The organism is Wolbachia endosymbiont (group A) of Brachyopa scutellaris (genome assembly GCF_964026995.1).
GTDB lineage: Bacteria > Pseudomonadota > Alphaproteobacteria > Rickettsiales > Anaplasmataceae > Wolbachia > Wolbachia pipientis.
This window is the reverse complement of record NZ_OZ034720.1, coordinates 512,195-525,780: the sequence shown is the minus strand read 5'-3', so window position 1 is coordinate 525,780 and position 13,586 is coordinate 512,195. Positions and strand designations below refer to the sequence as shown.

Genomic DNA, 13,586 nt, shown 5'->3' with positions numbered 1-13,586 from the left:
TTAAATATTATCAAATAATTCCTTTAATTCTTTCACAGAAACAATCTGCTCTTCTTTACTAACTTTTTCTATTATATAATCTGTCACTTTATACTCAAGCGCTTGCCCTCTAACTAATTCTTGAAATTGTTTATTTGATTCAAAATGCTTAAGTACTCTGTCAAATTGCACATCTTTACTGACATATTGATTTACAATAACACTCAAAACATCATTTTGAGTTAATGATATTTTATGTTCTGCACTAAATTTCATAAATAACATAGCAAGCTTTACACGTTTTTCAGCTTCTTTACGAGAATCATTTTGAGCACCCAATTCTCCTTCCATTCTTTGTTGCTCCTGTTTTACTATGTCTGTGGGTAAATCAAAACTATAATTAGCATCCAAATAATCAAACAGCTCCTTTTTAATTAAGAGATTTCTCATTTCGGTGCACTGATCACCAATCATTTTTTTTGCATGATTTATTAGCAAAGAATAATCTTTAAACCCAATACTCCTAGCTATTTCATCATCATTTTCAAAATCTTTGGCAACTTGAATCTCATTAACTCGCACAGAAAAATCAGCTTCCTGTCCTGCAAGGGAAATGGCTTGGTAATTTTCAGGAAATTGCAACTTAAAGTCCTTTGTTTCTCCCTTTTTCATACCAGTTAATTGATCTTCAAAACCATTAATAAATGTGCCAGACCCTAAATTAACGGCAAAATTTTTGCTACTTCCACCCTGAAAGAGTTTATTCCTAATCCGCCCTTCAAAATCAATTATCAATTTATCCCCATCTTTCGCTTGATAAGAAGCATCATCAACAGAGGCGAAATTGGGGAACTTTGTTTTAATAGAATCAATAAATTCTTTTATATCTTCCTCTTCAATCTTTGCTTCAAATTTCTTTAAGTTTATTTTGTCAAGATCTATCATCGGTACTTCAGGCATCGACTCAAAAGATAGCTTGTATACAAAATTGCCCTCCTCATTTTCTTTGCCCAGATCTGGTAATGATATAACATCAACCTTAGGATAAATGTGAGACTTGACTTCAAATTTTTTCATCAAATCACTTGAGCAATAATCAATTGTATTATTTATCACATATTCCAAAGCCTCGTTTTTATAATTTGCAACAACAAGGTCATAGGGCATCTTTCCAGCCCTAAATCCAGGTGATTTTGCATTTTCTGCTATCTCTTGCAACCTGGAATTTACCTTTTGTTTTATATAATCACTACCAACTGTGATTTCATACTCATACTTTAGTTTATCTATACTAAGCTCTTTGTAGGTATATACGCTACTTACTTCGACTGTATTTTGAGGTATATTATTAGACATCATAATTCATTTATTAACATTTTAATTCATATCTTAATAGAGTCATTTTACCAGAATTTAAGTTAAACACAATCCTTAAGAACAGGTTTTTATACAAACAAAAGTGTATTTAGTGATTATAAATTTTCCCTTAAAACCTAAGTTACATGACTTTAAAGTGCGGATAGAGGGACTTGAACCCCCACGAGCAAGCTCACCAGGACCTAAACCTGGCACGTCTACCAATTCCGCCATATCCGCAAGAAATTTTCAGTACCCTATTATAGGTATTCCATTAAAAATATTCAAGGTTTAAAGTCTTACTTAATTTATGGTATTTACACAATCAAAAAAGCTTATTAACATTTCTTAATGAAAGCTCTAAACCATGAAAATCAATAATGAGATTAATAACAAGCTTCTTACTCGCAATTTTTTTGATTACACAAAGTGGTTGCACAACCCTTATAATAGGTGGTGTGGTGGCTACAGCGACAGCAACAGCAATAACAATGCAGGACAAATCCTTGGGAAATATCATTGATGATACGACTATGGTCATCAGAATTAATAAGGGGCTCTTAAAACATGGGCTATTTTCATCCATAAAGGTTAAAGTAAGTGAAGGAAGAGTATTGCTCATTGGAAGTGTTGACACTCCTGAAAAACAACTTACAGCAGAAAAAATAGCTTGGCAGCAAAAAGAAATTAAAGAAGTGATAAATGAAATAAGAGTAATACCAATTCAAATGGCTTCCATGCTAGACACCACTGTAGATGGCATGATAACAGCGGAAATAAGAACAAGACTCCTGGGAAAAAGAAATATTAAGTCAATTAATTATAGCGTTAATACGGTTGATAGAGTTGTTTATTTGATGGGTATAGCCCAAAATAAAGCGGAATTAAAAGCTGTAATAGCAATTGCAAGAAAAGTAAAGGGAGTAAAACAAGTTGTAAGTTATGTACGATACAGGTACAGTAAGTTACGCCATTAGGCAAAAATCGCTTTCAAATTATAACATTTGTACAGTTGTGACAATAGGTAGAGAACATAAATGAAAATTGCCTTTCAGATGGATGAAAATATAAATTTTGAAACTGACACTACATTCGTGCTAATAAAGGAAGCACAAAGGAGGAAGCACGAAGTTTTTGTCTATGCTCCTAACAATTTAGCACTAAAGCTAAACCATCCAATTGCTCTGGCTCAGAAAGTCAGCGTTGATGATTTTAGTTTTATCTCTAAAGAGGATGTAGCAATCAACTTGAATGAAATGGACATCATATTTATCAGACAGGATCCACCCTTTGATATGCGTTATATTACAACAACATATATCTTAGAAAAAACCAGCGCATTGGTAATTAACAATCCAACAGAAATAAGAAATTGTCCTGAAAAATTGATAACTTCATTATTTCCAGAGCTAATTCCGCCAACTTTGATTACTGAAAATATATCAATGATTAGAGATTTCTACTACAACTATCAAGATATTATTCTGAAGCCATTGTATAGTTATGGAGGAAACGATGTGATAAGAATACAAGATGAGAATAGTATTCAAGTAGTAGTGGATCTCATGATAGCAAAATACGAATGCCCTGTGATTGCACAATCATTTTGTAAAAACATAGATAAAGATAAAAGAATATTGCTACTTTATGGCCAACCAATTGGTGTAATGAAACGAATTCCAAAAATCAGTGGAGAGATCAGAACAAACATGCGACTTGGAGCAAGTTTTGAGCCCGCTCAAATGAACGATAGAAACAATGAAATATGTAACAAAATTGGTCCTGAATTAAAGAAAAGAGGGCTAATATTTGTTGGTATTGATATTATAGATGACTTCCTGCTCGAAATTAACACAACTTCACCCACGGGAGTAGTTTATATCAATAAATTGTATAATATATCGCTAGAAAAGGATCTTTGGGACATGTTTGAAGAAAAAGCAAGCAGCCTCAACTAAACCTGTGAACAATCACCTTAACAAACTCAGTAGTCCCATTCTTTATCCCTGTTTTTTCTGTACTATTGGTCATATCACGCAATTTTTGAGAATTATTTAATAGATCAAATAGTACCTCTGTTAGATTTTTTTTTGCTTCACTATTCTGCTCAACTATTATAGCTGCTCTCGAGTCTTCAATATATTTTGCGTTATAAAATTGGTGATTATCTTTTGAGTAAGGGTAAGGAATATATATAGCAGAACGCCTAGCAAGAGTGATCTCTGCTATTGAAGTTGCTCCTGCTCTGCTAATTACCAAGTGAGCATCGGCCAGTCTATTCTCCATATCATCAAAAAATTCACTCAATTCACAATCGATCTTTTCACTTTTGTATAGACTTTTGACCTTGTTTACATTTTTCTTCGTACATTGCTGCGTCACTCTAATTTTCTTTTTCATTTTAATAGGTAAATCACAAATTACGCTGCTTACTACATCATCAAAAAAATTTGCACCTTGGCTGCCTGCTATGACCAATATATTTAGGATTTTCTCAGTGCTAGAATGGCTCTGTGCTTTTATATCAACAAAATTTCCTGTAAAAATACATTTATTGCCCTCTGCATATTTAGTCTCCGGAAAGCTGGTTGCAATTAATTTTGCACTCTTGAAAAAGAATCTATTTACTCTCCCTAAAACTGTGTTTTGTTCATGTAAAATTATAGGTATAGAAAGAACTCTTGCTGCAAGAAGAGTTGGAAAAGAAGCATAGCTACCAAAACCAATGACCGATTTTGGTTTTAATTTTCTTACTTGATACAGTGCTAACATAGAGCTGTATATCAAGAAAAGGAAAAACTTAAATTTGTTGCTGCTTGGTCTACGTAATGGTAAGGTGTAGCTTTCTATGTCGGTATTTTTATTTGTTTTTTTATCAGTGAATAATATGCAATTGTATCCTTGTGTCTTTAGTGCTTTTGCTAAAGCTATGGCCGGAAAGATATGCCCACCTGTGCCACCTGTTGCTAAAATAATATCCATCTGTAAATAATAAATCCTAGATTGTTAACTGTTATTTAACAATTTGCACGTAGAATTTTATTAAGCGTTATGATAGTTGAGTTAAAAATGCCTAAAAGTAATAGTAAAAAAGAACCTAATGAGAAAAATAAACCTCAAGAACAAAGAGAAGGCAGAAGCGGAGGTTTTTTAGAACTGCTAAAAAATATAATAAAAATTCTTTTCAATTCGGTCGTTGACCTACCTGAGCACGAGCAGCATAATAAAATGAAAAGCACTAATCTACAACAAGGTTTGGATACTAAAGGAAAAGGCCCAGAAGATCTTCATCCAAAGGCAAAGCTTGAAGTTAAAGAAGCAGCTAAGGGATTGAAAGAAGAGTTACAGAATTCTGATGCTGGTGGTAATCAATCTATTGAAACTAAAGTGCCTAATCAAACTACTACTCAAGACATTGACAACTCTAAAACGATGGAACGTTAGTTCAACTATTTAACATCTGCAGCAAGCACTGATTCATGTATCATCTCTGAAATGGTTGGATGAGGAAAAATCGTAGATTTTATGTCGAAGTCTGTTCCTTCTAGTTGCTTTGCAAGAGCAAAATTGCTAATTAACTCCGTTACTTCTGCACCTATCATGTGGCTACCCAGAATTTCTCCGGTTTTTTTATCTATAATCGTTTTCACTAACCCTTCAGTTTCACTGAGTGCAACAGACTTACCATTAAAGTTAGAGTGAAATTTTCCTATTTTTATATCATACCCACCTTTTATTGCCTGTTCCTCAGTAAGGCCGATGCTCGCTATTTGTGGATGAGAATAAGTGCAATTTGGTATGCATTCTTTTTTTAACGCATGAGCATTTTTACCAGCAATCTTTTCAATGCAGATCACGGCTTCATGGCTCGCTTTATGTGCTAAACATGGTGGTCCAGCTACATCACCTATTGCATACACATTTGATTCACTAGTTTCATACCATTCATTCGTTTCAATAAAGCCAGAAGGGCTTAATTTAATTTTTGTATTTTCTAAACCTATATTTTCAATATTTGCTTGAATTCCAACCGCAACAATCACCCTCTCAAATTCTTTGCTCTCACCACTACTTAGTAGCACTTGAGCAGAGTCTTTACTTTTAGTAAGAGCTTTTACGCTACTGCTTGTATATATTTCTATCCCCTGTTTTGTGAATATTTCTTGTGCTAAATCTGAAATGTCCTTATCCTCCAGCGGCAAAATAGTGCTCTTTATCTCTATGATTGTTACATCAACCCCCAAAGTACTATAAAAACTTGCAAATTCTATTCCAATTGCACCAGACCCTACAATTAGTAGCGATTTTGGTAATCTCTCTGGAGTCATAGCGTGCTGCGCATTCCATATTAAATCTCCATCTGCCTCTATTCCAGGCAGATTCCGTGCCCTCACGCCTGTTGCTAAAATGATATGCTTGGAAACAATTTCTTGTTCTTCCTTATCGCTAACGACTTTTATAGTACTATTGCCTGCAAGTTTACCAAAACCTTGATGAACTTTGATATTATTTTTTTTCATCAAATATGCAACACCGCTTGACAATTTATCAACAACGTTTCTTGAGTATTTCACTATTGATTGTATATCAAAATTCGCTCCCTTTACTTCTATACCAAACTCTTTTGATCTTTTTATTAGCCTATAAACCTCAGATGCTCTAAGCAGTGATTTTGTTGGTATACATCCCCAATTTAAGCATATACCGCCTAAATTTTTTTCTTTTTCCACAATTGCAGTTTTAAACCCAAGCTGTGCCGCCCTAATTGCCGCTATATAACCACCAGGACCGCTACCTATAACCGTAATATCATACTCATTCATCAGTTTTCTTCGTATTCAAAAAGATTATATATAACAGATGGAACCCATACAATCAATGGTCTGTCATCTACCGTCTTAAGAGTCAAGATAAAAGTTGTTATTTTTTATCATGGCATTTAAACAAACGATAATTTTTCTCATGACAGCAACTAATGCAACCTTAGCAGCTTTGCCAGAATCAACCAAACGCTGATAAAACGCTTTCATTTTTCTGTTGTGGCGCATAGCAACAAGAGCTGACATGTATAGTGCTTTCCTTGCATAAAACCTGCCTCCTTTGATTTGAGCTTTGCCAACTTTTCTTCCACTTTCACTAGTTTTAGGTGCAACTCCAACTAAGCATGCAATTTCTCTATTCTCTAATCTACCAAGCTCAGGCACCTCTGTCAGTAGAATGCTCGCCGTCTTTGACCCAATACCTTTATAGCTGATTAAAAGCTCATTTTTTCCTTTCAATTCAGGGTCAGAATCTATTGTGTCTTCTATGTCTTGCCTAATTTCTTTCAATTGTTTTTCAGCAAACCCTATCTGTCTTTCTATGTATTCTCTAGCTTTTCCCGTCGCACTTTGCAGGCGACACTTGTTTGCATGAATTGCATCATTTAAATTACGCTCAACTGCCCCCAGCTCCTTTAATTCCTCTTGCTTTTGTGAAATTATACATCCTTTTACTTCACCGTCTTTACTGACAAATTCAGCGTATTTTTCCAGTAATTTAGCATCTAACTTGTCAGTTTTTGCAAAATGATTGCAAGCTTTGGCAAATGCATATACCCGATTCGGGTGAGCTTTATGGACAGTTATCTTGCAACAATTTTATAATGAGCTTTTCATAGCCACCAGTTTACACATAACTTGACGGGTAAATCGACTATATTTGTTTCTATAAACTTAGATATAGCATCACTCACGTTTGCTATGCGCTTATGCTTGCTATTAATTGAGATGTCCAATGCTTCCTTGGAAACATCTACTCCCATGAAAATTATTCTAGCCATTTTTGTACCTATAAATATAATCAAACAATAATGCAAAATGCTGTATACAGAATTGTAATTCGATCTTTTAGATCCACTTACCGTTCGTACTACATTTTGCTTTAAGCCTTACTATTACCCACAAATAAAAACATAGTATTGTATTTACTCAAATAATTTAATTTTATTAACCTGAAAGCTTATTAGATTAAAATTATTAAACTAAGAGTTATAATTTTAGCAACTAAAAGCTGTAAATTGCACCATATAAACAGTTATTTCAAGCAAAAGTTATGCCATTAAGAGCTATGCAACAAACATTTATATTTGTGGGTAATAGTAAGATCTAAATCCGATAGAGCATTGTTGGCACACCATCAAAAGTCGCCTCAGACCTCTAATGCATCAATGTACAGACTTACACCTTTTAGTTGGTAATACCATTTTAGACGTTTATCATTCGTTTTAGAAAATACTATAGTAGCGGAATGACGAATTTTTGTTTTTCAAATTGTCAGTAAATCTAAGTCAGTTTAGCTATATAAAACATAGTATAAAAAGAGCTATTTTAGCAAAATTTTAAACAAATAAAGTTAATTACTTCACAATTGACACCTTACGAGAAAAGCACATTTGATACAGATTTAAAATACAAGTTAACGAATTATTATGATTTTTACCAAGATAATAATATAGTAAGGTTTGGTAGTGAGGTATCAAAATGGGAAAATACACTAATGCATGGTTTTATAAGAAGACTGACCCAAATCATCACGATTGTGCAAATGATGGCACTTGCGGGCAATCTATAAAGGATTTTAGGATTGGTGATTCTGATATTTTCTTCTATGATAGTAATGGAACAGCGATTGCGCAGATACCTAATTTGCCTAACGGAAACTCTATTACATACCGTAATAATTTATATAAAACTGCACAATCAAAAAACTTTGGTGAGAATACAAAATACGTAGGATTACAAGATGTATTACCTAATCAATTCAATTTTGAATATGGAAAGTTGAATTGCGTAATACATTATGACAATGTATCGCAACGGGAGCAAGATCAAATAAAGCTTGATATTCAAAATGCCTATGAGGCATATAAAGCAAAGTTTTGTATGGATAGTGATACTCAAGTGACTGTGCATACCTATGTTTTTAATAATAGATATGATTATAAGGGATATGGCACTTTGGTTCCTGGGTTTTCATGGAATCAATCTTCGCTCAATATTTCTGGTGGGATGACAAATGGAGAAAGCGTATTGCTCTATAAAAACGCTTATACGGACAACGTTTTAGCCCATGAATTTGGTCACGTATTTCAATTCAAGTTTTCCCCAACAAAAGTAAGAGAATTGGACTATAAAAATAGTCAGCTGATGGCAAATGCAATTGGACTTGAGGTAGAAGAAAAAAATTATAAAGCTATTTGCAAGCAGATGGGTGTAGATGAATATAAAGACCGTGGATCGATGTTTAAATTTAAATATAAAGATACAACTGGTAGTATATACCGTGAAGATCTTTCAGAAGAAGAAAAATTTCAAATTATACAACGTATCAAGAACTCTGGATTAGATGAATATGAAGACCGTGGATCGATGTTTAAATTTAAATATAAAGGTACACTTTATAAATATCACAAGAACCTTTCAGAAGAAGAAAAATTTAAAGCTATACAAAATGTCAAGAGTATTCATGAACTAGTAGATGAATATGAAGACCATGGATCAATGTTTAGTTTTAAATACAAAGGCACCACTTATAGAGCAGAACACAGAGATTATCTTTCAGCAGAAGAAGAAAAACTTCAATTTATCAAAGACATTAAGAACTCTCATGAATCGCTCGTTAGTGAATGTGATGGACTGGGGAACGAGAATACAACTTTAGTGATTTACATTGATGAAAATAAGGAGATAAGTCGAATGTATTTTCAAAACTCCGACAAAAATATATTCAAACAGCTAGATAAGACACTCATAAGCAGAGGTAACCCTGAACAAGATGTGGATGAAGTAGAGCATACAGAAGGAAAAGAACCCGAAGAGGATACTCAGCAACCCAGTAATTTCTTATCCAATATTTTTTCAACAATTAAATCTATTATTGATTCTATCTCATCACTCTTTTCATGGTTATTTGGGTCGAAAGAGAAAGAGTCTAATCAACAATCTGATGATAATCCTTCTTTGTTTAAGCTCGATGCTAATGAGTTAGATCACGAAGTTAAGCCTGATGCGAATGAGTTAGGTCACGATGTTAGAGATCACTTATCAGACAATTATAACCATTACAACTCATCTGATGGGCTAATGTAATATAGCTAATTTACAGTATCTGTTCAGATGAATGGCTAATGTACAAATATTGAAACAAAAATTCCAGTGCCCCTGTGATGTCATTCCAGTGCTTGACACTGGAATCCAGCTTTTAATCGAAAATGTTGTATAGTACACAATCAAATTTTCTGGATCCCAGTGTCTGGGCACTGGGATGACACCCATTTGTTCCTATAGTTGTCTTTTCTCGTCTACCTTATTTTGCCACTCTGCTGAACAGATACAATTTACAACCACCCCCCTACCCTTTTTAGTTGTTCAGCAAATATAGAGAGGTTAAAGGGAGTGGTATTACTTAAACAACTAAATAAAAAACCAGGTAGATCATTCTGAAATTCTTGCATTTTTGTCCATAATTTTGTTAAATAACTTCCCTTTTGGTCATATCGAACCAAATTTCTTTTTCACACCACCTTTTAAGCCACTTTCGTTAGTTTTTGTCATAATGCGATCAAACACTCCCAATAACCTCTTTAATAGGTTTGGAGTTAGCGAAGAGATAAGATCAACAGATACGTTATTGTTTTTGTCATCACCACTTGCTTTATAGTCTATTGAAACGATTCCCCTACTTTTCCCACCAGTAAGAAGTTTTCCAATTATAGGAATTTTTAACAAAGATTTATTAATTGAATATGCTGGTATTACTTGTCCTGCAACCTGGAATTTATAATTTCTAATATCGAGCTTACCACCAGTGCTAATACCTAACTCCGCCCCTTCAAGCCAAGATTCTTCAATTTCAATAGTGCCATCTTTGTATGAAAAAGGTGCATTACATTTGTAAAAGTATACACCTTCATTTTTTATGGCATTTACAATGCCAGGCAATGAAGACATCGACAATAAAGTAGTAAGTAGTGGAGCATCTTTGATGTAGAAATTGCTAATGGATAACGTACCATAATGTTCTCCACTTTCTCTCTGAGGAGAGAGATAAAAAGACAATTTGCCGTTTTTAATTGATTTACTAATGCCTAAGGAACGCAAAAGCATACCTGAATTATCCGCATATATTTCGAGCCCTATTCCACTGTATTCTGCTAGTATGTTGCTGCTATCTTCCAGAAACTGCCCTGTAAATTGACTTCCATTGCAATTACCTTTAGTACAGGTTACATTCAGCTTAGCATTTTTGATAACGATGCCTTCTTTCATAATTACATTGTCAACATTCATACTAATCTCTATATCTTTATTTAATCCATTACTGTTTTTGCCAAGCAAGCCTAAAATATCACTTAAGTTAATTTCCTCACCATAAATAGTTATGGCATTTTTCTCCTTACCTGATTCAATTTCTATACTAAAATCATTATCAGGCAATTTAAAGCTACTAGAATTTAAATATAAATTTCCATTTTCTACTCTTCCGCTGAATTTTATATCTAGGTCATTTCCTACAATGTCTAATTTATCTACTAACAATTCACCTGCTCCTTTTAACCTTGTAGAAAACAAAATTTTATTGTGATCTTCAAAGCGATTTTTCCACCCTAAGTAGCTTGAATGTGATTCAAATTCTGATAAATCTATATCACCATTAACATACCCCGTCTTATCTTGATTTATCACTGACTCTAAATTTGCACTGACATAGCCACTATCAAAATTAAATATTTGAGCAGGTAAATCTCCGGTCAAATTCCAGGCGAAACTTTCATTCCTATTGCTACTTTTCAGGTCAAATAATAGCTGTGTGTTATTCACCATACCACTACCATTTAAATCTATAAAGTCACTGCCAAAACTAAGCTTAATATCATATTTACCAAGACTTGCATTATAGATAGCCAAATTGTCAATTTCAGAATGAAAATTGGCCGAAAAATCTACTTTTTTGTCATCAGCATTTAGATTCAAAATGCGAAAACTGAATACAGATTTTGCCATTCCACTTACTTTATCCCTTTCAACCTTCACTACATCATCCAGCTTAAATCTTATAGGCTCATATAAACCATAAGCATCACTTACAGCTTGGCCATTAATGGTTAGAACTGAATTTTCCTTATTGAGAGATTTCATTTCAATATCACCGCCATTAATAGTGAAATTCTGAAACTTAGCACTATTTACAGTAATTTTAAGATCGTTATTCTTGATGATCAAATCACCCTTTAATTCCTTTACTTGCTCAAAATCTTCATCAAATTTTACGCTACCGTTTTCTATATCAGCAACAATTACAATGTCTGACAGATCGTCATCAACCAAATTGTTAATTTTGCCATTGAAACTTACAATGGTATTTAAAACATCCCCTTCGATATTATCACAATACCAGCTTTTAAATTTACTATTTACTACACTATCTGGTATATAAGTACATAAATCCTTTGCAGCAAACTTACTAATATTAATTCTAAGCAAAGCATGACTTGTACTAAAGTTCATTTTGCCTATCAAAGAGAGATACGTGTCATTTAATTTAAAATGGAAGTTTTTTACACTAATAATTCCATCACTATATGTTAAATTTATATTTACATTAGTTAAGGCTAAATTTTTGTTCAAATAATTTTCTGTATTCAATACGTATATATTTCCATCTACAATTTCATCCTTTTTATTAATTTTCACTGAGAAGCTTCCTTTGAATCCTATATTTTTGTCCAAATTGTAGCTTTTAACTAATGTAGAAAACTTGCTCAATAGTCCCAATTTTAGATCATAAAATGTCCCGTACACATTTAACAAATTGTTGCGATTTTTTATCGTAATTGATAAATCATCCAACAATCCCTTTCCATCTTTTGTATTCACATGAATATCTAAAACATTAAAATCTTCCCCCTTCCCTATATATAATTTATCAATAAAAAATTCATCTTCCGTGCCTTTATTAATAGCGATGTTAGTAAATTCAAATTTTGAATCCGCATTTAAGTCAAAAAAAAATTCCCTTATTGTTTTTAATAGATTTTTTGCACTACTTTCTGTCATCTTGAAATTCTTCCCTGTCATCCCAGTATCTTTTTTGCCTGTCATCCCAGCACTCGTCCTTGTCATCCAAGTAGCTTGACTACTTGTTTCTTTTTTTCTAGATTCCAGCGTCACGCGCTGGAATGACACCGAAGGAAGGCGGTTACTACTTAAATAATGATTATCCAAAAGGTCTAATGAGTTTTGCGGATTAACATTAGTTTCTTCTCTCTTGATACATACATGCACATTATCAGCTGAAACCTGAGAGAGATTTGTGCTAGCTTTAAATAAGGAACTTAACTTAAAATGTACAAAAAGCTCAGGAACTTTTATAGTAAAATTAGGGTTTGCTATTGCCAAATCTGTAATGACTAAATACGCATCTTTCTGCCAAACAACTGAGGTATTCTCCATATTAACGCTTGAGCCAACAAATATTTTTGATATTTTATGTTTAACATAAAAATTAATATAATTAATATTGATTTCTAAAGGACTCTCACCCTTAAAAAAGACAAATAAGCAGAATACAAACAATAGAACTATGGAAAGTGATATAGTAATTTTTTTAAGCATCGATTATTGCTTTTCTTGCTAAACTATCAGCCTCCTCATTATACTTATCGCCACTGTGTGCTTTAACCCACTTCCAATCAATTTCGTGTTGTGAAGCAACGTCGTCTAGCTCTTTCCACAATTCCATATTTTTTACTGATTTTTTATTACTTGTTTTCCAGCCATTCATTTTCCACTTATTTATCCACTCTGTTATGCCATGTTTAACATAAAGACTATCCGTATATAAATTAATATTACAAGAAAATTTCAATACTTTCAGCCCATTGATCACCGCTGTTAACTCCATTTTATTGTTTGTGGTATTTTCTTCTCTACCATAAATGTCTTTTCTATAATCTTGAAATAATATGATAGCTGCCCATCCTCCTGCTCCAGGATTACCAGAACATGCCCCATCTGTATATATTGTCACTTCTTTTTTACTCATCTTTGTTTATATCGGTTAACAAAGTATATAGTTGCTTTTATGAAAGCACAATTTCTAAAGGTAGTTTAAGCTGCACCTTTAAATTTTATTATAGAAACAAAAAAAAGTGTGACAACGAGCATTACCAAAAGGAAAAGGAAAAAATAGTTTTTATGTTTCTGCCGTTC

11 protein-coding genes and 1 tRNA gene are annotated in these 13,586 nt (G+C 33.2%); 4 read left to right on the top strand and 8 right to left on the bottom strand.

The features are described 5' to 3' along the window. Positions 1-1,335, bottom strand: coding sequence for a trigger factor (gene tig / locus AAGD93_RS02605; protein ID WP_341819894.1), 1,335 nt, complete (start codon positions 1,333-1,335; stop codon positions 1-3). 158 nt (positions 1,336-1,493) lie between these two features. Then, positions 1,494-1,575, bottom strand: a tRNA-Leu gene (locus AAGD93_RS02600). Positions 1,576-1,715: 140 nt separating this feature from the next. Here AAGD93_RS02600 and AAGD93_RS02595 point away from each other — a divergent pair. Both AAGD93_RS02595 and gshB read left to right on the top strand, forming a co-directional pair. Continuing rightward, positions 1,716-2,312: a BON domain-containing protein gene (locus AAGD93_RS02595; protein WP_006279461.1), complete on the top strand. Its 597-nt coding sequence runs from the start codon at positions 1,716-1,718 to the stop codon at positions 2,310-2,312. Between the two features lie 60 nt (positions 2,313-2,372). After that, positions 2,373-3,293, top strand: a complete 921-nt coding sequence (gshB, locus tag AAGD93_RS02590) for a glutathione synthase (protein ID WP_341819787.1) — start codon at positions 2,373-2,375, stop codon at positions 3,291-3,293. On the opposite strand, the gene murG is transcribed toward gshB, so the two are convergent. Then, positions 3,286-4,317 carry an undecaprenyldiphospho-muramoylpentapeptide beta-N-acetylglucosaminyltransferase gene (gene murG / locus AAGD93_RS02585; RefSeq protein ID WP_341819786.1) on the bottom strand — a complete coding sequence of 344 codons (1,032 nt, stop codon included), beginning with the start codon at positions 4,315-4,317 and terminating at the stop codon, positions 3,286-3,288. The two genes, gshB and murG, sit on opposite strands and share 8 nt — an antisense overlap. A gap of 69 nt (positions 4,318-4,386) precedes the next feature. Here murG and AAGD93_RS02580 point away from each other — a divergent pair, with 69 nt between their 5' ends. Then, a complete protein-coding gene (locus tag AAGD93_RS02580; protein WP_006279962.1) occupies positions 4,387-4,779 on the top strand; it encodes a hypothetical protein in 393 nt (130 codons plus the stop codon). Between the two features lie 5 nt (positions 4,780-4,784). Here AAGD93_RS02580 and lpdA read toward each other — a convergent pair whose 3' ends face one another. From lpdA to AAGD93_RS02565, 3 genes are all read right to left on the bottom strand, one after another. Continuing rightward, on the bottom strand, positions 4,785-6,158 hold the full coding sequence (gene lpdA, locus AAGD93_RS02575) for a dihydrolipoyl dehydrogenase (protein ID WP_065094779.1): 1,374 nt from the start codon (positions 6,156-6,158) through the stop codon (positions 4,785-4,787). Between the two features lie 75 nt (positions 6,159-6,233). Further along, positions 6,234-6,665: a transposase gene (locus AAGD93_RS02570; protein WP_341819785.1), complete on the bottom strand. Its 432-nt coding sequence runs from the start codon at positions 6,663-6,665 to the stop codon at positions 6,234-6,236. A gap of 323 nt (positions 6,666-6,988) precedes the next feature. Next, positions 6,989-7,156: a hypothetical protein gene (locus tag AAGD93_RS02565; RefSeq protein ID WP_341819784.1), complete on the bottom strand. Its 168-nt coding sequence runs from the start codon at positions 7,154-7,156 to the stop codon at positions 6,989-6,991. Positions 7,157-7,856: 700 nt separating this feature from the next. Here AAGD93_RS02565 and AAGD93_RS02560 point away from each other — a divergent pair. Then, positions 7,857-9,464 carry a hypothetical protein gene (locus AAGD93_RS02560; protein ID WP_341819783.1) on the top strand — a complete coding sequence of 536 codons (1,608 nt, stop codon included), beginning with the start codon at positions 7,857-7,859 and terminating at the stop codon, positions 9,462-9,464. A 402-nt stretch (positions 9,465-9,866) separates the two neighbouring features. Here the strand turns inward: AAGD93_RS02560 and AAGD93_RS02550 are convergent, their stop codons facing one another. Both AAGD93_RS02550 and rnhA read right to left on the bottom strand, forming a co-directional pair. Continuing rightward, positions 9,867-12,989, bottom strand: coding sequence for an AsmA-like C-terminal domain-containing protein (locus AAGD93_RS02550; RefSeq protein WP_341819781.1), 3,123 nt, complete (start codon positions 12,987-12,989; stop codon positions 9,867-9,869). Then, a complete protein-coding gene (gene rnhA / locus AAGD93_RS02545) occupies positions 12,982-13,419 on the bottom strand; it encodes a ribonuclease HI (protein ID WP_182365660.1) in 438 nt (145 codons plus the stop codon). The genes AAGD93_RS02550 and rnhA overlap by 8 nt, the downstream gene beginning before the upstream one ends. Between the last annotated feature and the right edge of the window lie 167 nt (positions 13,420-13,586).

Excerpts from the sequence above, each read along its gene's own strand:
- AAGD93_RS02565 (WP_341819784.1), bottom strand. The coding sequence starts at position 7,156 with ATGGCTAGAATAATTTTCATGGGAGTAGATGTTTCCAAGGAAGCATTG.
- AAGD93_RS02560 (WP_341819783.1), top strand. The coding sequence starts at position 7,857 with ATGGGAAAATACACTAATGCATGGTTTTATAAGAAGACTGACCCAAAT.
- murG (WP_341819786.1), bottom strand. The coding sequence starts at position 4,317 with ATGGATATTATTTTAGCAACAGGTGGCACAGGTGGGCATATCTTTCCG.
- rnhA (WP_182365660.1), bottom strand. The coding sequence starts at position 13,419 with ATGAGTAAAAAAGAAGTGACAATATATACAGATGGGGCATGTTCTGGT.
- lpdA (WP_065094779.1), bottom strand. The coding sequence starts at position 6,158 with ATGAATGAGTATGATATTACGGTTATAGGTAGCGGTCCTGGTGGTTAT.
- AAGD93_RS02595 (WP_006279461.1), top strand. The coding sequence starts at position 1,716 with ATGAGATTAATAACAAGCTTCTTACTCGCAATTTTTTTGATTACACAA.
- AAGD93_RS02550 (WP_341819781.1), bottom strand. The coding sequence starts at position 12,989 with ATGCTTAAAAAAATTACTATATCACTTTCCATAGTTCTATTGTTTGTA.
- tig (WP_341819894.1), bottom strand. The coding sequence starts at position 1,335 with ATGTCTAATAATATACCTCAAAATACAGTCGAAGTAAGTAGCGTATAT.
- AAGD93_RS02580 (WP_006279962.1), top strand. The coding sequence starts at position 4,387 with ATGATAGTTGAGTTAAAAATGCCTAAAAGTAATAGTAAAAAAGAACCT.
- gshB (WP_341819787.1), top strand. The coding sequence starts at position 2,373 with ATGAAAATTGCCTTTCAGATGGATGAAAATATAAATTTTGAAACTGAC.